Source organism: Bacillus mexicanus (assembly GCF_050445615.1).
In the GTDB taxonomy this organism is placed as follows: Bacteria; Bacillota; Bacilli; order Bacillales; family Bacillaceae; genus Bacillus; species Bacillus mexicanus.
On record NZ_JBCEYV010000002.1, the window covers coordinates 75,394 to 100,192 of the forward strand.

General features: G+C 45.2%; 15 protein-coding genes and 1 pseudogene. 3 read left to right on the top strand and 13 right to left on the bottom strand.

Translation table 11 applies throughout. The annotated features are described in order from the left end of the window. Positions 1–5 precede the first annotated feature (5 nt). From AAGG74_RS10080 to AAGG74_RS10130, 11 genes and pseudogenes are all read right to left on the bottom strand, one after another. The gene (locus tag AAGG74_RS10080) at positions 6–242 is read right to left on the bottom strand and encodes a YuzF family protein (protein ID WP_162103401.1); all 237 of its coding nucleotides are present in this window, start codon (positions 240–242) and stop codon (positions 6–8) included. Positions 243–431: 189 nt separating this feature from the next. Continuing rightward, positions 432–962, bottom strand: coding sequence for an HD domain-containing protein (locus tag AAGG74_RS10085; RefSeq protein ID WP_162103402.1), 531 nt, complete (start codon positions 960–962; stop codon positions 432–434). 284 nt (positions 963–1,246) lie between these two features. After that, on the bottom strand, positions 1,247–1,813 hold the full coding sequence (locus AAGG74_RS10090; protein WP_429675318.1) for a dihydrofolate reductase family protein: 567 nt from the start codon (positions 1,811–1,813) through the stop codon (positions 1,247–1,249). A 123-nt stretch (positions 1,814–1,936) separates the two neighbouring features. Beyond that, positions 1,937–2,397, bottom strand: a pseudogene (locus AAGG74_RS10095) (transposase); the annotation flags it as partial. A 113-nt stretch (positions 2,398–2,510) separates the two neighbouring features. After that, complete coding sequence (locus AAGG74_RS10100) at positions 2,511–3,242, bottom strand: (S)-benzoin forming benzil reductase (protein ID WP_162103404.1); 732 nt, start codon at positions 3,240–3,242, stop codon at positions 2,511–2,513. 68 nt (positions 3,243–3,310) lie between these two features. Beyond that, positions 3,311–3,766, bottom strand: coding sequence for a type VII secretion protein EssA (gene essA, locus AAGG74_RS10105; RefSeq protein WP_429675902.1), 456 nt, complete (start codon positions 3,764–3,766; stop codon positions 3,311–3,313). A gap of 31 nt (positions 3,767–3,797) precedes the next feature. Continuing rightward, positions 3,798–7,031: a type VII secretion protein EsaA gene (esaA, locus tag AAGG74_RS10110; protein WP_429675319.1), complete on the bottom strand. Its 3,234-nt coding sequence runs from the start codon at positions 7,029–7,031 to the stop codon at positions 3,798–3,800. Beyond that, positions 7,028–11,515 carry a type VII secretion protein EssC gene (gene essC / locus AAGG74_RS10115; RefSeq protein WP_429675320.1) on the bottom strand — a complete coding sequence of 1,496 codons (4,488 nt, stop codon included), beginning with the start codon at positions 11,513–11,515 and terminating at the stop codon, positions 7,028–7,030. The genes esaA and essC overlap by 4 nt, the downstream gene beginning before the upstream one ends. 60 nt (positions 11,516–11,575) lie before the next feature. After that, a complete protein-coding gene (essB, locus tag AAGG74_RS10120) occupies positions 11,576–12,937 on the bottom strand; it encodes a type VII secretion protein EssB (protein WP_429675321.1) in 1,362 nt (453 codons plus the stop codon). A gap of 14 nt (positions 12,938–12,951) precedes the next feature. After that, on the bottom strand, positions 12,952–13,191 hold the full coding sequence (gene yukD / locus AAGG74_RS10125) for an ESX secretion system protein YukD (RefSeq protein WP_162103408.1): 240 nt from the start codon (positions 13,189–13,191) through the stop codon (positions 12,952–12,954). Positions 13,192–13,261: 70 nt separating this feature from the next. Then, complete coding sequence (locus AAGG74_RS10130; protein WP_162103409.1) at positions 13,262–13,555, bottom strand: WXG100 family type VII secretion target; 294 nt, start codon at positions 13,553–13,555, stop codon at positions 13,262–13,264. Between the two features lie 563 nt (positions 13,556–14,118). Here AAGG74_RS10130 and adeR point away from each other — a divergent pair. The 3 genes from adeR (at position 14,119) to AAGG74_RS10145 (ending at position 17,370) form a co-directional block, all read left to right on the top strand. Then, on the top strand, positions 14,119–15,342 hold the full coding sequence (gene adeR / locus AAGG74_RS10135; protein WP_162103603.1) for a sporulation transcriptional activator AdeR: 1,224 nt from the start codon (positions 14,119–14,121) through the stop codon (positions 15,340–15,342). A gap of 100 nt (positions 15,343–15,442) precedes the next feature. Next, positions 15,443–16,579 (top strand): alanine dehydrogenase, encoded by a 1,137-nt coding sequence (ald, locus tag AAGG74_RS10140; protein WP_429675322.1) that lies wholly within the window; start codon positions 15,443–15,445, stop codon positions 16,577–16,579. 113 nt (positions 16,580–16,692) lie between these two features. Beyond that, positions 16,693–17,370 (top strand): DUF2278 family protein, encoded by a 678-nt coding sequence (locus tag AAGG74_RS10145; RefSeq protein ID WP_429675323.1) that lies wholly within the window; start codon positions 16,693–16,695, stop codon positions 17,368–17,370. 47 nt (positions 17,371–17,417) lie between these two features. On the opposite strand, the gene AAGG74_RS10150 is transcribed toward AAGG74_RS10145, so the two are convergent. Both AAGG74_RS10150 and AAGG74_RS10155 read right to left on the bottom strand, forming a co-directional pair. After that, complete coding sequence (locus tag AAGG74_RS10150; protein WP_162103412.1) at positions 17,418–17,627, bottom strand: MbtH family protein; 210 nt, start codon at positions 17,625–17,627, stop codon at positions 17,418–17,420. A gap of 14 nt (positions 17,628–17,641) precedes the next feature. Continuing rightward, on the bottom strand, positions 17,642–24,781 hold the full coding sequence (locus tag AAGG74_RS10155; RefSeq protein WP_429675324.1) for an amino acid adenylation domain-containing protein: 7,140 nt from the start codon (positions 24,779–24,781) through the stop codon (positions 17,642–17,644). Positions 24,782–24,799 lie beyond the last annotated feature (18 nt).

Consider the following 24,799-nt stretch of genomic DNA (forward strand, 5'->3'; position numbering starts at 1 on the left):
CACTGTTACACCCGTTCACTATAATCTGGCGCAATGGAAATCATGTGCTGGATACTGATCAGACAAACAGAATTTTTTGCTCCTTCAATTGTGATATGGTCAGGTTTTACATCGATCAGTCTGCCTCTGACCGTATCTCGTACTGTCTGTATCACGAACCTTGAGCCGATAAGCTTTTTAATGGTCTGATAGACATAAGGATCGACTAAAGAGACCAGTTGCGGGCTACTTTGATTGACCATACTTTAAATCCCCTTTATATGTTTTATCTCAGCTTATGCCGCAATAATGGATAATGACATAGGCTGACCTGATAAAACCGGGGACGGGGGAATTTTAGGAGAATATGTTTGGATGTGGTGTAAAAGAGTTGGTGATGAAGCGCGGAGACAGCGAAGAAAGCTGGCGCTGTTCCGTGTAGAAAGCGGGATTTATACAGGCTTTGATATGGATGCCTGGGTTTGGTCGATTAATTGGTCCAGCTTTTCTATTTTTTTACGAGCTGTTGAAGGGTCGATTTGGCGGTAATGATGGTGGCCGCCCGGTTCTTCATCAAGTTCGTCCGCTTTTTTGACAATCTGCTGCAGCGTGTTTTTATCTAATTCGCCTTCAGGCAAATAGGAATCGGTATGAAGCAAAATGGCAAGAGCAATCTCTTTTGCCGCTTTCGGTTCCTCGCCAAGCCGAATCAGAAGCTTATGCGCCCGCTCTGCCCCTTTAATGGCATGAATGTCATTACGTTTGTATTTCTCATAATCCCACTTTCCGTCTGTATACCATTCATAGTGGCCAACGTCATGCAATAGTGCGGCTTTTGCAGCTAAATCAGGGTTGATGTCAGCCTTTACAGACAGCCTGTATGCATGGTAAGCGCAGGCGATCGCATGTGCCACGCCAGAGCGCTGAAGATATTTTTGTGCAATGGGATGGGCGAAAACATCCATTAATGTAACCTTTCTCATGGAAACCCCTCCTTTAGATATTTTTAGAATCCTAACATAATTTGCAGAGAAACTCAATTCTTATGTCACATTATTGTTATACCCTAAAGACAGGGTTTCAGTCAGTATATGCGGCTGTTCAACAAAGTACGCGGGCTGTTGCCTTTTTTATAAAGGCTCTGTTAAAATTTAATGTTTATAATTCCAAATATTAAGAGGAACCCATTATTTATAGATTCCCCTTTTACTGTCGAGTATTGCCTTATCATATTTATTACAATTTATATTTTGGAGTGAAAGATTTTTCAGCCATTCCAATGATAAATGATTTGCACAACCCCAGAAGAAAATGTTCTTGTATTAATCATTTTTAAATTTATCCTCTGTTTTAAATCAATAAATAACGGTTTTCCCTCTCCCAAAACAACAGGGTGAATTGATAATCTAAATTCATCAACAAGCCCCAGATTTATAAAAGTTGTAATGAGACTCGCTCCACCATATAGCCAGATGTCTTTACCAGACGTTTTCTTCAATTTATTTACTTCTTCAAGAATATTATCATTTATAAATATAGCTTGATTATCAATCTCATTTTGTGTTCTGGAAAAAACATATTTCTTTTTACTATGAACCAATTTCCAAATTTCCTTTTCGGTATCAGGGTCTTCATTTTTCGGAGCATATTGCCCCCATAAATCGTAGCTTTTTCTCCCATATAAAATAGTATCAACTTGATTTAAGAAATCAGTAAACCCCATCTCAGGGTCCATAATGCACCAATCAACTTCTCCATTTTTCCCTTCAATAAAACCATCTAAAGTAACTGCTAAATCTAAAATGATTCTTCTCTGGTTTAAGTTATTTGTCATACCGATTCATCCTTTTCCCATTCAGATGTTGATTCTTCTGTCCCGTTGAATAAGAATGACACAACGAATTTAGATAATCGCACTATTATAAGTATCTAGGCTCTCCAAGCATCTGTGACAAGCACGTTTTCGTGGTTTTCGTTCAGCAATACACCGTTGACCTTTTTGAGAATACAGGAAATAGATCTCGTCATTTTCAACGATCCCATCAAAATGTTAGCAGTTTGTGCTTTCCGATAAAAAAAACATAACCCAAGTAACCCTACGATTTTAGCCGATTTTCTCAGGGAATATCCCTTGAACATACAGTCATTGCCTTTGACGCCACAAGACGGTATTTGGTGTGTCAGTGAAAGTTTTGCCACAGCATTTACAGTGGTACCATTGCCGACCATTATATTTTCCAAATCGAACAATGTGTTCTGATGAACAATGGGACACTCAATTCCATCCTTGAAGCGAGTTTCTCTCATTTCATTGATTAATCTACCACCAGCAGAGGAAGAAGGTTCAATATAGCGTTCTTTTTGTGTATGTGGCAATTTGTCGATATACTTTAATAAGTCGCTAAACGCTTTGCTCACCTTGATAACGAATCGAACTTACGTTCTGTTTTTGATCATATCAAGAATTCGGATAAATATCAATATTTACCTTTAACAGAGCCTTTATAAAAAAAGAGCAGAAAATATCTGCTCTACAAAAACTCTTTGATATCGTAAATGCGCCCGTTTTCCGCGCCTGTTTCTAATAAAGAAAGCAGCGAGCCGGCAATAAAGGACGGACTGCGAAGGCTTCCTGTTTCATTTAATTCCCGGAATCGTTCGATGTCGTGGAAATCTTTTTTTGATGATGAACGGATGACGGATTGCATCTCTGTGTCCATCACCCCCGGTGAGAAAGAAATCATGTTCACCGGCCGTTCCTCATCCTCCTGTTCAAATCCAAATGTCCTCGTAAACATGTCGAGCCCGGCTTTTGAGCTGCAATATGCGCTCCATCCCTTATATGGATTTTTAGCGGCGCCTGATGTAATGTTGACAACCGTCTTTTTGCCGCTGTATAAAGCAAACCGTTTTGTAAACAGCTGACTCAAAAGCACGGGCGCAGTCAGATTCAGCTGATAATGGCGCTGAAGCTCGTCAAGCGACGCTTCACCGGCGCGTTTAATTGGTGTTACCATTCCGGCGTTATTTATCAAGGTGATACCCGAATAACGATCTGGACTGATGGATGAAAGCAATGTGTCAAACTGCTGTTCAGCTTCTTCGAGATTGATGAGATCTATTTGGTGCTGCGTAAGCTTTTCATGACGGACATCTGACTTCGTTCTGGATAAGGCATGAACTTCGTGGCCCTTCTCTAAAGCCTGTAAAGCAATGGCTTCCCCCAGCCCTTTTGACGCTCCGGTAATGATATAAAGTTCCATTTGGAAACCCCCTCCTTCCATTCCTATTGTACGTACCGCTTTTACTCAACACAAGCAAAGCACAGGGTTTATACCTTCTTGTTTTCCTGAGCTGTCACTTTTGGGATGAGGAAGACAATGCCTGCAAGTCCGAGCAAGATCAGCACGACATAGATAATCGGAAGCAGCAGGGAAGAGGTGTTTTGCTTTTCTTTTGTTTCCGTGGATGACGTCTTTGTGATCGGTTTTTCAGCAAACGTAATCCCTAGCTGCTTCGACTGGGCTGCAATCGTGTTGGATTCCTCGACATTTGTTGATGTAAACAAATCTTTTATCAGCTCGGCGTCCTTGTCTTCAGGCTTATCAAAGGTGATATCCTTCTGTTCCTCAGGCAGTTTTGTTTTCTCGTCATAGTAGGTATCTTCATGCAAATAATTCGTATCGATTTCGATGTCCTTTTTCTCATATTGGTTTGGTGCGACATCTGTGTTTTCTCCCGTTTCGGCAGCTGCGGCAGAGGGAATGAAAAGGGAAAAGGAGAGCATACAAATCATGATCCCCTTTTCCATGGTGCGATTACGCTTCATACGTTTCATCGCTTTCTGCTGTTTTTTCTGCCATCAGCCGGATAATTAGCGGCAAGGCCGCGGTAATCACCGTAATAATCAGCAGCACCGTTATTCCCATTGTAAACAAGTGCCCTGTACCATACTGGATATCGATATATACTTTCGAAACCGGATTTTCAAATGTAAAGTTCGGCATAATCAAATCAATAAGCGGTGCGATGTAGAATAAAATCATTGCTGCTGAAGCAACCCATCCGGGGATCGACCCGAATCTAAATGCCGCCCTGATGACAGCAGAGCTTGCGACGAGCAATAGAATGGTAAATACCGACCACTTAATCGTCTGATCGTCCGGCAATGAATAAATATTCAAACCGAACAAGCTGATCATGAGTCCGACAAGGATATTCAAAATTCCGAATAACGCTCCTTTGACGAGAAGCGGCGCGTTTTGGTAATACGAGCTGAAATAACCGATTAACAGACTGCTGATCAATATGATGACTAGGATAACAACCGGCGGAACCGTCTGCGTTTTTTCTTCCGGCACCTCTCCGCTGATTTTAAGCGGATTCGCCAAGTAATCATATACATAGCCATTGTTTTGCCCGTCTACTAATGTATTTCCCAGTATGCCGTAAACATCACTGCGGATAAGCTTTGTCGAGGCGACATTTTTCCCCCAGTTGTTATTTAAGGTGTCCGCTTTTGTCTGAACATCGTTGACACTTTGCTGCATATTGGTTGTGTAGTCAATAATGCCTGACTGGCGATCAGATAACGAACCCATCATGTCTGACATTTGCAGCACTTCCTGACCGACCGTATCTTGGACACTCAGTGCCATTGTGCCAGACAGCCCATCGTTACTGAACGTCGAAGCTTCCTGCGTTGCGCCCGTTACAAGCTGTTCTGATGCTTTTGCGGCACTTTCAGAGATTTTGGTCAGCTCGTCAAGAACACCTGCTTGGGAATCACGGATGAAGCCGCTGTAGTCCTCATCAAATTTGGTCATGCCGTCAATGAAGCTGTCAATGTCTTCATCGGTTTGCATCGTGTTGTTTTTGAGGTCTTCCCAGCTGGCTGATTCTTCAGGTGTGAGAGCCAGGATGGATTTGACGTTGCCCTGCTTGCCTTCAATGGCATTGGTTTTCGCAGCGCTGTCTATCGTGCCGGATAAGACAGAGTCATAAACAGATAGATATTTATAATATCTCATTGCTGCATTTATATTTTCTTTATTTATATAGATTGCTTCGGTAAATGGCAGCTGAGCTTTATTTTCAAGTTCTTGAATGGCATTATACATATCTCTATAAATACCTTCAAGTTCTTGCTTGCGTTTCGCTTCAAGCTTTTTAAGTTTATCTTCGAGCGTTTTCACTTGGCCTTTGAGATCATCTATTTCATCGTTGAGACCATCCATTTGCTCTTTTAGTTCTTCTAGTTTCTTTTTCAGCTCTTCATTATGGGCAGTTTCTTTATCTTTGAGCTCTTCTTCGATCTGTTTGATTCGCTCAGACGTTTTGCTGAGCTGTTCTTTTGCTTTTGCGATATCAGAAACATCATCGTTTCCTGTTTGATCTTCGTCTCCAGGCTGAGTCGTGCCGCCGTCGCTTCCGGTATCTCCTGAATCTCCGGTTCCATCTTCATTTGCCAGCTTGACCAGTTGGAGGGCTGAGTCAGATGAAGCAGTCTGTTCGGCAGATGTGCCCGGTTCGGTTTGTCCGCTGTCAGACTCGCCATTAGATGCATCGCCGTTCTTTTCCTGGTCTTGATCCTGAGTATCGCCGTCCGTTTGTCCGTCATTACCGGTATCACTGTTGCTGCCATCGTTTCCTGTGTTCCCCTGTGTATCCTCGGGATTTGTGCTGTTTCCGTCATCAGGTTTTTCCGGGTTGTCAGTAGAAGGCTCGTCTGTTCCCGGGTCCTCTGGCTTTGGCTCCTCTTTTTCAGGCTCCTTCAGATTGTCTGAAATGTCCTGAATGTCAGCGGCGATGCTTTTCAGTTCTTCACGCTGTTTTTCAAGATCGATTTTCAGTTCTTCAGGATTTTCTTCTTTCGGATCTTTATCTTGATTTTGATCATCGTTGTCAGAGCTATCGTCTTCCGTTGGGTCGTCCCCTTTGTCAACAGTTAGCGCCGGACGCGTCAAGACAAGCTGTTCATATATCTGTTCTAATGCAGCCTGTCTTGAAGCGGCCTGATATTGATCAATTAAATCGCTTTGGATCTTCGCCATGCCGAGTTCCTGCTGAGGCACCTGACCTTCCCTGAGTTGCTGGGCGGCTGCAAGAACTGTGCTCGTTTGCCCAAGCTGTGTCTTCACTTGACTGATACCTGTTGCCAGTCCGCTCATTCGTTCGCTGAACTGATTTGCTTTTTGCTGGGCTTGAATGGCATCCAGACCCGTCTGGATTTGCTGCTGAGTTGAATCTTGGGCTGCCATAAGCAGTTTTTTCTGGTTTTCTTGATATTCTTTGTATCTTTCAACTGTATCAACGAATTCTTTCAGCGTGTTTTTCGCTTCATCCGCTGTTGAAGCTTTTTCTTTAGTTGTGCCTTGCGCTTCATTCATTGATTTTTTCAGCTCATCAATTAAGTTTTTTTGCTGGTTGATTTCACCTGCTAAATCATTAGAGCTTGGTTTATAAAAGTTGTACATGACATTCTGGAATTCAGATTCCTTATTGACGATTTTGTCAAATTCTCCTCTGATATTGTCCACTTTTTGCGACACAAAATTCCAGTATAAGGCCGACATTTTTTTGTTCATTTTCTTTTGGGCATCCTCAAGCTCACGCTGCACTTTTTCTTTGTTAACCGCATTCAGGTTATCTTGAATGCTGAATTCGAGCGTCGCTTTTTGAGGATGATCTTTATCATAGCTTAAAATGTTTTTTGAGAAATCTGAAGGAATGTAGACGACCGCATCGTATTTCTTTGAGGCGAGACCAGTCTCGGCCGCGCTTCGGTTTACAATCGTCCATGAATAATCGGGACGTTCACCCAGAGCGGCTGCTACTTCCTTACCGAACTGGGCAGATTTGTCCTCTTCCTCAGACTTTATCTCATCACTCAATACACCTGTATCTTCATTCACTACCGCGATTTGCCGCGTGGAATTGACTGCTTTCTTCATCGGATCATCTCCGATAAAGCGGAAAAACAACACCGGCAGCAGCAAAATAATGATGATGGCGGATATTAGCTTGATCAAGTTTTTACGTTGTTCTGTCATCTAGCACTCTCCCTTTCAGCAGAACATAAAGGAATTTGAACTTTTTGCTCCTTCCCGTTTTCCACAACATATCCGAAGCCCGGCTGAATCTCAGGCTCCTGTCTTTGGTACGGGAGAGGAATGACATTTTGTTCAGATTTTTTCATCAGCAGAATAGCGTGGCGAATTTGCTTCATCTCTGTCGTCAAGGAATCATAGCCTTTTGAGAATTCACTGTGATTTCCGCCCGGGATAAAGCTGAAGCCAAGGTGTGCATAAGATTTCATGAAGTTTGCCAGACGGTCTTGTATTCTCGTATCAAGCGTCTGCTGGAATCTCGTGATCCCGTCAATCATCAGCACCACTTGAGAGAATCGCAGATTGTGCGCCTCTCCCTGGCGGACTGCTTCTACATACATGGCTTCTCTCGTTTTGAAGATGTCTTCTGCTGCTTCAACCCATTGTTCAATATCTTCTTTCGTTTCCAAATATGCAATATCCGATTCCTTCGCATATTGGGATAATCCGCGGTCAATCGAGTCAAACAGGCCGATCATTTCGGTTTCATCATCAATCAGATGTTCAAGCATGACCTTTAAAACGTTCGTTTTCCCGCGCTGCGTCTGACCTAAAATCAAACAGTGCTTATGCTTGCCTAAATCAAAATAGACTGGGCTGACTGTTTCTTCATGAAGCCCGATCGGTACAGATAAAGGCTTGCGTTCCAGTTTGAAGCGGAGAGAAAATTCTCTCGTCGACAGGCTCTCAGGCAGCATCGGAATCGGTGCCGGCTGCTCGAAGGAAGCAAAGCGCTCCTGAAGATGCTGAACGTCTGATTTCAATCCGTTGAACATGCTGATATCATCGTCTGCGTCAACAGGCAGGAACATTTGCGCAAAATAAAGCTCTTCCTTTTGAATGATGACACGTCCCGGAATCGGTTCAAGATTGAACTTTGGCCGTCCGTAAATGGAATATCCCTCAGATTGATCCATAAGATAATGGACAACCTTTGTTTTTAGGTTATTTAACAATGACTGGCGGACAGCATTAACACGCGTTGCTGTCAGCATGAAGTAGATGCCCAGACTTTGTCCGTCTCTGGAAAGCTGGACAAACTCCGATTCGAGCTCATGCATTTCATCTTTGACGATGTCAAAGTTATCAATGGTGATAAAAATAAACGGAAGCTCTTCTTCACTCAGCGCATTGTACATTTTGATGTGGCTGATTTCTTTTTCCCTGAACAAACGTTTACGGCGGTCAATCTCTTCCTTGATTCGTATCATGAACTTTTCAATTTTTCTTGATTGGTCCATCAGGAAGTAATCCGCGGTGTGCGGGAGCTTCGCTAATGGTAGCAGCGTTCCGTTCCCGAAATCAAAGATATAAATATGAAGCTCTTCAGGTGTGTACATCTCCGCAAAGCTCATCAGGAGCGTTGCGGCTGCAATTGATTTCCCGTAGCCCGAAGAACCGAATATGCCGATATTGCCATCTTCCATCATCTTATAAGCAATCGGCGCCTGTCTTTGCAGGTCTGGTTCGTCGACATACGCGAAGTGAAAATGGTCTTTTTCATCCGATGGGAAGAGCGTGCGCGGGATACGTTCCGCAAGCGGCGGCAGCCAAGGGCTTGGCAGCTTCTCAATTCCCATTTCATCTTGGATGCGTTCAATTTCGTCAACTATGACTTCAATTTCTGTTTGAACGTCTTTTTTCGCGATATCTTCGGTATCCACTTCTGAAAGCGGAATCAGGCCCGTATCCATGACGATCGCGATTTCGTCCTCTGTTCCGTAGACTTCCTCTAAGTAAGGGGCACCGCTCCAAGCAGACTGAAACAGCTCATACACTTCATTGTTGCCGACCTGCAAATAACCGCGTCCTGTCACAGTAATATTTGCAGCATCGCTGTTTTTCAAAATTTCTTTACTATCGGTCGCATCCTGCACCTTCAGCGCTACTTTAAAGCGCGAGTTACTCCAAATCTGGTCGTCAATGATGCCGCCCGGCTTCTGTGTCGCCAAAATCAAATGAACGCCGAGGCTTCGCCCGATACGCGCGGCACTGACAAGCTCCCTGATAAAATCAGGCTCCTCGCTCTTCAGCTCGGCGAACTCATCGGAAATCAAGAACAAGTGAGGCATCGCAACTTCTGCTTTTCCCTGCTTGAACAGCTTCGTATAGTCATTGATGTGATTGACTTGATACTCGTCAAACAGCCGCTGCCTTTTTTTTAGCTCACTTTTAATGGAAGCAAGCGCACGCATACTGAAGTTTTTGCTGCCTTCAATATTTGTGATCGTGCCGAGCAGGTGAGGAATATTGCGAAACGGTTGCGCCATTCCTCCGCCCTTGTAATCAATTAATAAGAAAGCTGCTTCATGCGGATGAAAATGCACTGCAAGTGACAAAATGTAGGTTTGGAGAAATTCACTTTTCCCAGATCCTGTTGTCCCGGCAAGCAATCCGTGCGGGCCATGTGCTTTTTCGTGAAGGTTCAGATACACAATGTCATCTTTTCCTTTATAACCGATCGGCACTGACAGCGACTTCGACGATTCACTCGTCAGCCATCTTTGTTGTATGCCGATTTCCTTGACTTCTTTCGCATGGAAAAGTTCCAGGAACGAGACCGTTTCCGGAATGGAATTTGTAATGCCGACCTGATGGTTCAGCGTACGCAGCGTACGTGAGAACCGTTCGTTATCCCCGCGCTGATGATGATCGAGTCGGAACGGAATTCGTACCGCTTTTTTCTTTTGGATTAAGATGTCCCCTTCATGCTCATTGATGTAGCGAACAAGAGTCGTAATGTTTTCCGATAAGCTTTCCTTTGTTTCGGCAGCCACGATTGTAGAAATGCCCAGATGCTCATGCTGCCCTTCTAAATATTCGAGAATGACGTGCTCTGAGATCAGCTGCTGATTTGTGATGACAAATATAAAATGCGGTTTGAACTGCAGCTTTTCTTTGTCATCTTCGAGATCGCGCTCTCTGATCAATTCGTAAAGGGAAGACAGGAGCTGATCTCTGGTTTGTTCATTGTAAATAAAACCTTTCGCATAAATATGGGGCATTTGAAATTGCGGCAGCCACTTCATCCACTCCCAGTCTTTATACTCTTCTTCATGAAAAATGAAAACGAAACGAAGATCGTGATAGCTGTTAAAAAACGATAATTGTCCGATCAGCTGGTGAATCTCATTTTTCACAATTTGCGATTTACCGACAAGCCCCATTGGACCTTCTGCCAAATCGACTGTAACCGGGGCGTTGCGAATGTCTTTATAGACACGCTGGATATGCTGCGATTTCTCCATGAGATCGTCGATATCACGATTGGCCATGTCTCCGCCGCTCATATTAATCTCATAGCTCGAAGGGACAGTTCCCGTCCCGAGACGAAGCTGAAGATAATCCTTGCTTTCCAGTGATTTTTCCCAAATCCGGTCACTGATTTCACTCGTTAAATATTTCATTTGTTCAAACGAAGGAAAATGAAATTCAAGAACCTGCTTTTGTTTTTCAGCGAGCGCTTGAAGCTCTTTGCGTTTGTTGTCTAAGTAAAGCTTATATACGCGCTCCCGTTTTTCCTCGCGTTTTTTCCGCTGGTTTTTATCGCGGAAATATTGCACCGTCGAGGTAATAAGGGTCATCATAAACATCGCTAGTGAAACGAGTATAAATATGCCGCGCGGCTGGATCATGGCAACAACGCCCATCACGATCAGCATTACAAGCGGCGGCAAAATGACGAGCCACAGCCCTCTATTGGTTTGATCGCTTTCCTGAGAGGGAAAACTGAAGGAAACGCGGTCATCTGGCAAATCGTACACCATTCGCGGCGTTCTTCTGTATTGCGGGTATTTTTTCTGCATCTCTGTGCTCGGTTTGACCGTTTCTGTTAATGCTGTATCAAACGGGGCAAAATGTTCAATTTCTAAAAGGTCTTGTTCCGTCACTTTCATTTGCATGAAGTTCCAGAAGATTTCATCCCCCGGCTGGAGTCTTGTATTGCCAATGATCTTCTCTCCGTTTAAGAAGACCGTTTCGTCTTCAGGACGAACCGACCAGCTTTCGCCGATACGAAACAAAGAAAACGTGCTTTCTTCTGTAAAAACAAACTGTTGCGGATTCAAATAAATATCTGCATTCTTCTTTTCTGAGGAGCAAATGATTTCATCCCGATTTCCTGTAAAAAAAACGGATTTCTCAGCTTCACTGCCCATCAACGCCAAGCGTATCTCCTGCTGATCCGTTTGCAGGGAAAATGATGTATTCGGTTCGATCGTGCCGAGACAATCATTTCCCAGGAAAACGTCGTATGGATCGCCGGATTCCTTTCTTTTAAGAGAAATCACTCCGCTTTCAAACGGAATCGTCCCGATCGTAACGGAATCCTTCACATCAGGCCCTATGGTCACCGGATGGGACGATGGGAGGTTAGACAAATTCAGTTTTTGAACGTTACTTTGGTAAAAAACCCATAATAGACTCAAATGGCAAACCTCCTAACGGCCGAACGGGGGCATGCGATGACCTGTACTTCATTTCCCGTGTTATTTGTCATCTTTTTTCTCATCTTTCTTTTTTGTTTCTTTTTCTTTCTTCGCTTGTTCTTCTTTTTTTGCTTTTTCCTCGGCTGCGGCTTTTTCTTTTGCCGCTTTCTCTTCAGCTTGCTTTTTCTCTTCGTCAGTCTGTTCTTCAGCGGTTTGGCTGGTTGTATCAGCTTCTGACGTGTCAGACAACTCTTGTTCTTTTTGTTCTTTGATTTGTTTTCTTATTTGATCAAGCTCGCTCTGTATAGAGTCCAATTCTTTTTGCTTCTCATCATCTTTCATACTTTCATCTGCTAGTATCTCAGCCTTATATCTGATCAAACCCAACCCAATGTAGGGATTATATTCAAGCTTTCTTCCGATACTTATAGCTTCTTTATTCTCGCCTCTTCCTATATCTATCCAGTAAAGGAAGTGCTGTGGATCTGACTGCAGTGTAACCAAGTTATTTTCTACTTTTTTCTTTTCATCACTATTTATACTTTCAATCTCAACATAAGACGTCGCCAGCTGATACTGCACCGATTCGGGCAGGCTTTCCCCATCATACTTGGATAGTGTGCTGATGACCTCACTGTACTGCTTGTTTAGGAAAGCGCGATTGCTGTCCACTATCGCCTGGTGCTTAGGCTGCGCGAAAAATAAGGAGTACAACGAATAAATAAGAGCGGGTACAAGCAAAACAATCAGCCCGAGACCGATATATCGCTGGATGTTCCACTTTTTTCTCGGGATATGTATAAATGTTTTCGCTTTGGCTTCGAGCTCATCGATATGGGTTTGAATCAGCTCAAGCAGGTCATCATAGGACGCCGCATCCAATATCGCCTTGGCCTCTGCAGAGAACGTCAGCGTTTCCTTGAATTTCAGGTAGTCTTCAAACGCAAAAGCGCCGTCAACTGCCAAAGCCGCTGTTGCTTTCAGCTCGCCCCATACTCTTTCCTCATCATGCTCGTAGGGAGGAATGCTTTCTTTTACGCCATAATGGAGAAAATAAGGCGTCAGACCTTTGTCGAATACAATGTTTTCAGGAGCGACAATTACATTCAGTCTCGACAAATTGTGCTGCTGTACAGCCTGAACAAGCTGATAAGCAAACTGCCATTTGCTTTTTTTATCTTTAGCTTTCATGAAGCGGAATGCTTTATAGGAGGGAGGAGGTTGGATTGTGATGATCACTTCATCATCCGTCACATCGATCTCTTTATGAAAAAATGGATTTACATCTTTGATCACATTCGCTTCGAGACCGTCCAGAAGCTTTATTTTTTCCCGCTGAAAGGTAAATGTATAGCCGGCGTCTGTTTTCTCGGCAACGGCTTCTAATTGATTTTCTAGATATGATTTTTGTTTTCCTGACATTCAACCAGATCCTTTCATAATATTTCAAGCCGGTCTCCGTTTGTAATGCCGCAATCAGATAGCTTGCATTCTCCGGAAAACACCGTATCCTTATTAACTACTCTGATCCAGTGCCCTTCGCGCGGAGGTATTGTTACGCTTTGAGCCTGCCAAGCAATATCAATTACTTTTTTCACCGGGTGGTAATCAGACAATCTGAGATCAAAGACACTTCCGTTATAATGTTTCAAATCTATTGTAATATCAATATACATTTTAGGTTCACCCTTACATAGAAAAAGCGCCGTCTTCTTGTGAATCAGGCGCTCCTTCCCTTTCATACTGTTATCCGCGAATTTGATTTGCGATGTCTTGGTCAGTAGACTCAAGTGTATTTGCTGTTTGATCAAGCTGTTGATTCACATCTTGAAGCAAATCTGACATTTTGATAAATGAAGGTTTGAGCTGCTCGTATTGATCTGCGAACGCTTCACTTGAAGCACCTTCCCACATGCTTTTCAAATCAGAAATCATTCGGTTTAAACGATCAACCTGATTTAACACTTCTTGGCTTTCAATGCCGTATTGTTTCGCCATCGCTCTTAGCTCTTCGGGTGTGACACGAATTAATCCTGCCATATTCCTCATTACCTCCTGTGCCATCAGCCTAAATATGGGCTAATTCACTTATTTTTAGAACGTCATTATTATAAAAACAGTTTTTCGGCACAGTCAAACAAATATGTTTTAATTTTACAAAATGAGTCCAATGGTTTATCTTACTCCACTTAAAAATGTTATATATTGTTAAATAACTAGGTTTATTTTCTCAATCTTCTCTTTATCCTCCGAATAATCCAAAAGACCCAAATAGCTCTCCAACTCCCAAAAAAAACCTTTCAGAATATGTAATGCCAGAGCACCATTTCTGAAAGGTTCAGTTTTTTTCTTTCTTTGCCCCGATGACTTCTCTAGAAGAATATTAGGGTAAGCTTTCGTATTATGTAATGCATACAACTGTACTATAAAAGGAAGAAAATATCACCAATATATAAGACATTTCACTCAGCATGCCATGTCATTGTTTTGTTTGGCTTCTCTCTTTGTTGTTGATTTACACAAACAATAACAATCATAATAAAAGGAAGGGGATGAATTGTCAAAGAGTAATCAAGCATGAAAAGTAGGGGAGATTTATGACCATGCCAACTGATCCGTTTACATACAGTTTTGACCGGCTTGAAGATGTGGCTGATCATATCAGCGACGTGCTGCGTTGCCCGATTACGATAGAGGATGTCAATCACAAGCTGCTTGCCTACAGTACACACAGCGACTGCACAGATCCTGCCCGAACGTCTACGATTATTGGCAGAAGAGTACCCGAGAAGGTCATCAACAAGTTGTGGAAAGACGGAACGATTCCAGCTCTGCTAAAAACAGACAAACCAATCAAAGTAAAGCAAATAGACGAAGTCGGACTGAGCAATCGCGTTGCCATCTCCATTTGGAAAAACAACCAAGTGCTCGGGTTTATATGGGCGCTTGAGATCCAAAAAACATTGTCAGACGATGATCTGATGACACTGCAAATGGCAACAAAAGCTGTGAGGAACAAGCTTCTCAAACTTCAAATCAGGAAAACAAAAAATGAAGAACGCAGCCAAGAGTTTTTCTGGAAACTGCTGACCGGGCACATTTATCAGGAGCATGACATGGCGGATGGATTCCACAAGCTTGGAATGGTCGCCCCTTCTGAGTTTTCCGTAATGATTATCAGGATAAACGGCGAGCTGACTGAAAAAATCGAACAGCAGCTGCAATACTTGCAGGAAACCACCCAGCAGGTTCATGTTCTTCTGGCGACAGTAGATTCCAATGAACTCATTATTTTAACCGCCCCCAAAACAGACCACCCTTTTCAAGATGTAAAACAGTTTGCTTTCAGTACGCAAAAACAGCTAAAGGAACGTTATAAAATAGAAGACGTTTCTATCGCGTTTGGCGGAATATATCATTCTATTTCTTTTGTCTCCCGCTCCTATCAGGAAGCATTATCCGCCTTAAAAGTGAAGGAACGGTTCGCAGAAGAGACAAAACGTCTTTTCAGTTTTTCTGAGCTGGGCATTTATCAATATTTGGATGTCTTAGATGCAAAACGAAAACAGACGGGTTATTTGAATTATTCGCTCTCCAGACTGGAAGAGTATGACCGGGATCACCAGTCAAATATGGTAGAAACACTCGAGCGTTTTATTGAAGCAGACAGCAACGTGAATGCCGCCTCCAAAGTATTGAATATCCACGTCAATACGCTGAATTACCGCCTTAAGCGGATCAGCCAGATCGCTGAAATTGATTTAAAAAATGTGAACCAAAAATTCACCATCTATTTAGATATCAAACTTCGGCACATGGATTTGTGAAATTTCACAAATCCATGTTTTTTTATTTTCTTATTCAAACAAAGAATTTTCCGAAAAATCAAGCTACACTAAACCTATCAAGATATAGGAGGAGACAGATATGATCATAGGGGTTCCTAAAGAGATTAAAAACAATGAAAACCGCGTCGCACTAACACCTGGAGGCGTTTCACAGCTGATTTCAAACGGCCACCGCGTGCTGGTTGAAACAGGCGCGGGCCTTGGAAGCGGATTTGATAATGAAGCCTATGAATCAGCAGGAGCGGAAATCATTGCTAACCCGAAACAGGTATGGGATGCCGACATGGTCATGAAGGTGAAAGAACCGCTCCCCGAGGAATATGTCTACTTCCGCGAAGGGCTTGTATTGTTTACGTACCTTCATTTAGCAGCTGAGCCTGAGCTTGCACAGGCCTTAAAAGATAAAGGAGTTACAGCAATCGCATATGAGACGGTTAGTGACGGTCGGACATTGCCGCTTCTGACGCCAATGTCAGAGGTTGCGGGCAGAATGGCAGCGCAAATCGGCGCTCAATTTTTAGAAAAACCTAAAGGCGGAAAAGGCATTTTGCTTGCCGGAGTGCCAGGCGTTTCCCGTGGAAAAGTAACGATTATCGGCGGAGGCGTTGTCGGCACAAATGCGGCGAAAATGGCTGTCGGCCTCGGAGCAGATGTGACTATCATCGACTTAAACGCAGATCGTCTTCGCCAGCTTGATGACATCTTCGGCCATCAGATAAAAACGTTGATTTCTAACCCGGTCAATATTGCAGATGCTGTGGCAGAAGCAGATCTTCTCATTTGCGCGGTTTTGATTCCGGGGGCTAAAGCTCCGACTCTTGTCACAGAGGAAATGGTAAAACAAATGAAACTCGGTTCGGTGATTGTCGATGTCGCGATCGACCAAGGCGGCATCGTCGAAACTGTCGACCATATGACCACACATGATCAGCCGACATATGAAAAACACGGCGTTGTCCATTACGCTGTAGCGAACATGCCTGGCGCTGTCCCCCGTACTTCAACAATTGCCTTGACTAATGTTACTGTTCCTTACGCGCTGCAAATCGCAAACAAAGGGGCAGCAAAAGCGCTCGCAGATAGTTCCGCACTAAGAGCTGGTTTAAACATAGCAAACGGACTCGTGACTTATGAAGCTGTTGCAAAGGATTTAGGGTATGAGTATGTACCTGCCGAAAAAGCTTTACAGGACGAGTCATCTGTGGCGGGTGCTTAATTCACATTGAGCTTGCAGAAAGATTTCTGCAGGCTTTTTTTATCTTTTCAAAGGAATAAAGAGACACAGTCACGAATAAGAACGATGAAACTTGATCATAAAGGAGGATTCATATGGCTGTTCAGCAATATGGCGTGTTAAAAGGCATTGTCTTAGACATGAAGCGGGAAACCGATGATGACAGTCCTCACTTCCAAGTCAAAATGCTTGGTGAGGAGAATACGTTTTACAGGTGCGCCATCAATGTCATGTCCAGTTCTGAGGAATCTGAAGTATTGTACTTGGCTGACGATCAGTTTGATTCGAGTTCGATCACCATCCTTCCGAACATGCCGTATGGATATACTAGGATCAACGAGGCAAACCGTGAAGTGGCGCTGGATTATGTGCGGGGCAATTTGTTTGACCCACAGGACATGAAGCCTCTGCCGCATGAAATTACGGGGCCTGATAATGATTTAAATGACTTTATTGAAGCTTATATGAAAAAAGCGCAGGAGGAGAAAGCACCGGTTTATATATTCGGCTCGAAGTTCGGGCCTGAACAGGCTCCAGATAAGATATTCGGTTTCACCCCGACCAATGGCATGCACAACATTCATATGAATCAAGGGAACGCAATGGATACCCGCTGGAAAAAAGACAACGGCTCTTGGCATGACGGGGGGATTCTAATTCAATTTGCAGATCGGTGGGTCGCTGTGTTTTTAGCATTTTTATCCCAATCTTGGTGTACGGACGAAAATGGAAACCCGGTCAGAGATTGTGACCATACTCAAACTTCTGCGTAAGATAGAAAAAGAGACTGCGGCGGGCAGTCTCTTTTTTATACAATTGATTACATGTTTTCAATCGTCTTTAGGCTGTTTGGCCTCATATCGCTCCAATGTGATTGGATATAGTCCAGACAAGCCTCACGCCCTTTTTGCTCATGAACAATTGTCCAGCCGCTCGGTACATCTATACATTCGGGCCACAGGGAATATTGGCCTTCGTCATTGATCAGCACTAAATATGTGCCGTCCGCATTTTCAAAAGGATTTGCCATCTGTTATTTCCTCCTTATTTATTCATCTCATCCAGTTTGACAGCGAGAACCTTGCCGATTAGGGCAAGCGGTTCAGGCTGACAAAGATCTTTATGACGGCAGTCGATGTCGATCTGTTCAATTTGTCCATTGATATACGGCTTCCACGAATCAGGTTCAATCGGCTCGAACCAATCAGGAATGATTGTTGATCTGAAAAACAAGACATTTCCATGGAAGGTATTCGGCTTATATGAGCCTAATAGGCCGACAGAATTGACATACGTATTTTTCAGATTTAAAATGACCGATTCATCAAGGCTCGCGAGCGCACTGCCATCGCGGCGAAGAGTCTCAATTGCCGTTTCAAAATCAAGCGGTTTGTCTCCTAAGCTGTCTGGATCATATCCGCCTAACGCCAGAAGGGCAATAAGCGCTTCCTCATCATCAGGCGCTTTTTTTATAGGCAGGAAGTGGTTCGGATAGGCATCCAGCATCACCAATAAGGATACTTCTTCTCCTTGATTTTGCAGCTGGACAGCCATCGCTTGAACGACATTCCCGCCCAGAGACCAGCCAAGCAGATGGTAGGGGCCTTTCGGCTGGATTGTTCTGATTTGTTCAATGTAATCGGCAGCCATGTCATCGAGAGTTTCCGGAAGCTCCTCGCATTGCCCGATTCCCCGTGCCTGCAGGCCATAAAGAGGATAATCCGTTCCTATATTTGTCATCAAACCAGCATAGCACCAGCTGAGTCCGCCTGCCGGATGCACGCAGAATAAAGGAGGTTTGTCTCCGCTTGTTCGGAGCGGCAGCAAAACGTCAAGTGCGCTTTGGCTTGAACCCATTTCAAGTCTTTCTGCAAGCCCGGCAACAGTCGGCGCTTCGAATAGGATGCCAATGCTGAGTTCAACGCCGAGCGCTTCACGAATGCGGCTCATCAGCTGAACAGCAAGCAAGGAATGTCCGCCTATATCAAAGAATCGGTCATCAATGCCGACGTGCGGTAAATGCAGCACCTCCATAAACAGGTCACAGAGGATTTCTTCCTGCGGCGTTCTCGGTCCGCGTCCTGTCACTGCTCCTCCAAAATCCGGGGCAGGCAGCGCTTTACGGTCAAGCTTTCCATTCGGTGTCAGAGACAATTCTTTCATCATCACAAAGGCAGAAGGCACCATATAATCCGGCAGCCTCTCAGCGGTATATTTGCGCAGCTCCGCCGTATCAAACGTTTCTTCCGAGAAAGGTATGACATAAGCTGCCAAACGTTTATCTCCTGGCTGATCCTCGCGTACAATGACAGCCGCATCTTCAAGCTGCGGATGCTGAACAAGCGCGGCTTCAATTTCTCCCAGTTCAATTCGGAAGCCCCGAATTTTCACTTGGTGATCAGCACGCCCGACATAGTCGAGAGTGCCGTCAGCGTGAAGGCGGGCCACATCTCCAGTCCGATACATCCGGGTGCCCGGAGGACCGAACGGATCAGCTATAAAGCGTTCTGCTGTTAATCCAGTGCGTCCTAAATAGCCTCGTGCCAGCCCTGCTCCTGATACATACAGCTCTCCGGCAACACCCGGCGGGACCTGCTGCAAGCGTTCGTCCAGCACATAAACGCCAAGATCGGGAATGCTGCATCCGATCAAGCTGTTTGCCCGTAACGCTGCAATGCTTCGGTCTAATTCGATATAGCTCACATGCACAGTCGTTTCTGTAATTCCATACATATTGACAAGCTGCGGTCTATTTTCAGAATGACGATTATACCAATCCTCTAACCGGCTGAGTTCAAGTGCTTCGCCGCCAAAAATGACATAGCGCAGACTGAGTGCTTGTCCGAGATTCGGCTGCTCCCGTTCCGCTTGCATAAATTGATAGAAAGCTGACGGTGTCTGATTTAAAACGGTCACACCCTCTTTGACAAGCAAACGCAGAAACGCTTCCGGTGATCTGCTGACGTGATGAGGCACGATCACAAGGCGTCCGCCATGCAGCAGGGGTCCCCATATCTCCCATACAGAAAAGTCAAACGCATAGGAATGGAACATGGTCCAGATATCGTCTGAGCTGAAATGGAACCACTGATCAGTCGCTGCAAATAAACGCGTTACATTTTGGTGGGGAATCAGCACACCTTTTGGAACCCCTGTTGAGCCGGATGTATAAATGACATACGCTGTATTCAATGGAGAAAGCGGCTGAATTCGATCTGTATGATTGGGATTATCAGCTCGGTATGTGTTTAGCTTCTCTGCCATTTTGATGTCATCCAGCACCATTTTCGGTACGTTTTTCGCTGGCGGAATGCTTTCAGCAGCTTTTGTATTCGTCAGAATAAACGAAGGCTGTGCATCTTTCAGCATAAAAGCAATTCGCTCAGCCGGATAGTCAGGATCGAGAGGCAGATAAGCCGCGCCGGTTTTCAGCACGGCCAGTAGCCCGATGACCATTTCCAATGACCGCGGCAGTGCCAAAGCTACAATTTGCTCTGGCCCGACGCCTTCACTGATCAGCATTCGGGCAAGCCGATTTGCTCTTACATTTAGCTCTGCATAGGTTAGTGACTGATCTTCATAAACGACGGCAACGGCATCTGGACGTAAAGCAGCCTGTTTCTCAAACTGTTCCGGCAAATTTGCGTGCGAAATGTTTTCAGAAACACTTTGCCAATCTGCCACCATGATGCTGCGCTCCTCAGGTTTAAGGATGTCCAAATGTCCGATCTGCTCGTCAGGATCAGATTCAGCAGCCTCCAGCAAGCGCAACAGACGGTCAGCAAAAGCTTGAGCAGTTTCCCGCTTGAAAAGGTCAGTGCTATATTCAATCAATCCTTCCAATCCGTTTGGTGTTCCGTCAGCAAGACGGTTTTCACTGATTTCCAGCGTCAAATCAAACTTGGCAGATCCGACAGTGTGGATCCGCAGGCTGCTTTCCATGCCAGGAAAATGCAGTTCAGCATCCGGTGTGTTTTGAAATGCGAGCATAATTTGGAATAAAGGATGTGTCGATCGCGAGCGAGCTGGATTCAGCACCTCCACAAGTCGTTCAAACGGCAGGTCCTGATTTTCATAGGCTGCCAGATTCACTTCCCGCACACGGTCAAGAAGCTCACGGAAGCTTGGGTCACCTGATGTATCGGTTCTGAGCACCAACGTATTAATAAACAGCCCAACAAGATCGCCTAGGGCATCATCATTACGGCCCGCAATCGGACTGCCAATCGGAATGTCAGTGCCGGCCCCGAGCCTTGTCAATAAAGCAGCGAGACCTGATTGAAGCACCATAAACAGGCTCACCCTATTTGCGCGGGCAAGCTCCTGCAATCGCTTGTGAAGCTCAGGTTCAATACGAAAATGAATCATATCTCCAGCATGACTCGGCTCAGCCGGACGTGAATAGTCAGTTGGCAGTTCAAGGTGATCAGGCAGGTTCTTTAAACTTTCTTTCCAGAAAGCTAGCTGTCTCGCAATCAGGCTATTGGGATCATCCCCGCTTCCAAGCCATTCTTGCTGCCAAAGCGCATAGTCTGCATACTGCACAGCAAGAGGCGCCCAATCGGGAGCTTTTCCGTGGCAGCGAGCTTCATAGGCCTCCCCAAGATCGCGGGTCAGCGGCGCCAAGGACCAGCCGTCCCCGACAATATGATGTACGAGAAGGAGTAGCACGTACTCGTCAGGATTGATAACAAATAGCTCGGCACGAAAAGCAGGTTCAGCTGCCAGATCAAAGCTGTAGCGCACAGCTTCAGCAAGCCGCTCAGAAAGCTCATGTTCACTAATTTCAGTAACATGCAAATCAGGCCGTGATTGATCAGCATCTAAAATATGCTGATAGGATGTCCCCTGTGATTCAGGGAAGATCGTCCGAAGGCTTTCGTGGCGGCAGACGAGATCATAAAGTGCAGCTTGCAGCACTCCTTGGTCCAGCCCGCCAGACAAACGGACAGCAACCGGAATATTATAAGTAGGACTCGGCCCTTCCAGACAATGGAGGAACCATAGCCGGCGCTGAGCAAATGAAAGCGGAATTCTTTCTGGTCGTTTAGCTCTTTGCAAAACGGGCCGTGCACTCTGCGCTTGATCAAGCTGAGCAGCTAGTCCTGCTACTGTCGGAATGTCAAAGAGCTTAGCGATGCCGAGTTCAGCTCCCATTGCTTCGCGAATGCGACTCACCAGACGTGCTGCAAGAAGCGAATGTCCGCCCAACTCGAAGAAACTGTCGTCAATACCGATACGAGCCAAACCGAGAACTTCTGCAAACAAATCACACAATATTTCTTCTTGAGGCGTCCGCGGTGCGCGAGCGCTGACAGATGTACTGAAATCAGGCACCGGCAGTGCTTTTCGATCGAGCTTTCCATTCGGTGTTAATGGCAGCTCGTCCATCTTCATAAATGCTGCCGGTACCATATAGTCAGGAAGACTGTCACCGACATAACGGCGAAGCTCGGCAAGATCAATAGCTGCTGCAGCCACTACATACGCCACCAATCGTTTGTCTCCCGGCTGATCTTCCCGCGCGACAACAGCAGCCTGTTCAATGTCCGGATGCTTGGCAAGCACGGCTTCAATTTCTCCGAGTTCAATTCGGAATCCGCGGATTTTCATTTGATGATCGGCCCGCCCGATATAATCCAAAGCCCCATCTGCACGCCAGCGGGCCTGGTCTCCGGTCCGATACATCCGAGTTCCCGGCGGACCGTATGGATCTGCAACAAAACGCTCAGCTGTTAAATCAGGGCGGCGGTAATAACCTCTGGCCAAGCCGGTTCCTGCAATATAAAGCTCGCCGACAACTCCCGGCGGCACCGGATGCAAACCGTTATCAAGCACATATATCTGTGTATTCCAAATTGGTTTGCCAATCGGCGGAACACCCTTTTGCCCTTCTTCAAGAAAAGCTGCTGCAGACCAAATCGTTGTTTCAGTCGGACCGTATAAATTCGTGACTGAACATTGAAGATCTTGGAGCGCCCGCAAAAGACCGCTCGGCAGCGCCTCGCCTCCGACAAGCACCCTGAGCCCCCGAAGTTTCTCAGGTTCATTCGTGACTAAAGCATGCCACAATGTCGGTGTCGCCTGCATGATATTAATATCGAAATTTTCGATCATTTGAGCTAATGCCTGCGGCTCACGGATCGTTTCTTTTTTTGCGATCACGATTTGCGCCCCGCTGATCAGCGGAAGATATAACTCCAATGCTGAAATATCAAAAGCGATAGTCGTCACGGCCAGCAGCCTGTCTTCTTCTGCTAGAGAAAATGCCTCCTGCATGGACAGCAGAAAGTTGCTTAAGCTTTTCAGCGTTACAACGACACCTTTCGGCCTTCCTGTTGATCCCGAGGTATAAATGATATACGCAGGATGTGCAAGAGAAACCGATACATTCGGATTGTCCGGCGAATAGCGTTTTACAACCTCCTGTGTAACAGCCTGATCAAGCACAAGCTGTGGTACTGCCAGTTTATCAGGCAGACGGGCTGCTATTTCCTCAGTCGTTATGATGCAGAAAGGTTTTGCATCCTCCAGCATGTAAGAAATTCGATCGGCCGGAAACTCTGGATCAAGCGGAAGATATGCCGCACCAGTCTTGAGCACAGCAAGCATCAATGCCACCAGCTCTGGAGAACGCGGCAGTGCCAAAGCGGCAAATTGCTCTGGACCAAGGCCTTTTTCGATCAACAGATGCGCAAGGCGGTTTGCCTTTTCGTTCAGCTCTTGATAGTTCACTTGAACGCCATCACTTATAAGAGCGATACGTTCCGGCGTAATGGTTGCCTGCTTTTCAAACATCTCCCGAAGGCTGAGCGACTTCTCAAGTTTTTCAGTCTCATTCCATTTACGAATGACTTGTTCTTTCTCCTGTGGCAAGAGAATCTTCATCTGCCCAATCAGCATATCTTCCCCGGCTGAAGCCGCTTTCAGCAGCTGCGAGATCCGCTGCAGATGAAGCTTTATATCAGATTCGCTGTATACCTCAGGATTTGCGTCCACATCAATCCGCAGTCCGCTGCCGTCCATTCTGTCATAGACATTGATTGATAAATCTTCAACAGGCCCGGCAGAAAGATTATGCGTTGTGCCTCGGGCTCCGGCAAAGTCAAGATCATAATCAAACGGCATGAGATTGATTTGCGGGCCAAATAATCTATGATTTTCTCCTATTAATTTTAGATCGCGGCGAAGCTCTTCATGGCGATACTTATGATGCCGCCGAATATTGCGGATTTCCCGGGAAATTTGCTGAATCAATTCAGAAAAACGCATCGAAGAGCTGACAGACAGCCTGAGCGGGAGAAGGTTCATTACCATAGCCGGTACGTTTAGTGATGCGGAACCTATCCGTCCCATCATCGGCAAACCGAGCACCACATCCTCTGAGCCAGTCATACGGTGTACATAAACAGCTGACACTGCAAGTATGACTTCATGCCAGCTTCCTGAGAAATAACGCGCTGCTTCTTTTAACGCATTTACATCAGACGGAGGCAGATATGCTGTATGACGAAGAAAACTGTTAGATGTTCTTGGCGCCCGATCAGCCAAGCTCACAACTTCAAGTCCATCAGCAAAACGCGCCAGCCAAAATTGACGATCCTTTTCATACTGCTCTGATCCGCGATAAGCTGTATCCTCCTCCAAAACAGCCTGCAGCGGTCCAAAAGGTCGGTCTGCAGCTGATTGTCCTTTTACCAGTGCGGTATACGTACTTGCCACACGCTGGGCTATCAGAGAAAAACCGAAACCATCGATTGCAATATGGTGAATGCGCTGATACCAAAAGAAACGATCAGGACCAGCTATAAACAGAGCTTCATTGAATAAAGGATCATATTCTAAATCAACCGGCTTTGCCATATCTGCCTTCATCCAGTTTAATGCTGTTGTTTCCGGATCAGTCTCAGAGCTTACGTCAATGACGTGCAGCTGTACATCCGGAGACGGGTTTATCATCTGCCAAGGCCCATCCATATGTTCACCGAAGCCGACATGCAGCGATTCCGCTTCCTTTATCACATGCCGCAAAGCTTCTTCAAATAAAGCAATATTGATTGGTCCATTGATTTCGATATATTCCGCTGTATTGTAAATTGGATTGTCCGGGTCAAGCTGCTGAGCAAACCATATGCCAGTTTGCGCTCCGGTTAAAGAAAATTGAAGGTCTTTTGTCTCGGGCATCCGTCTGTTTCCCCCTCC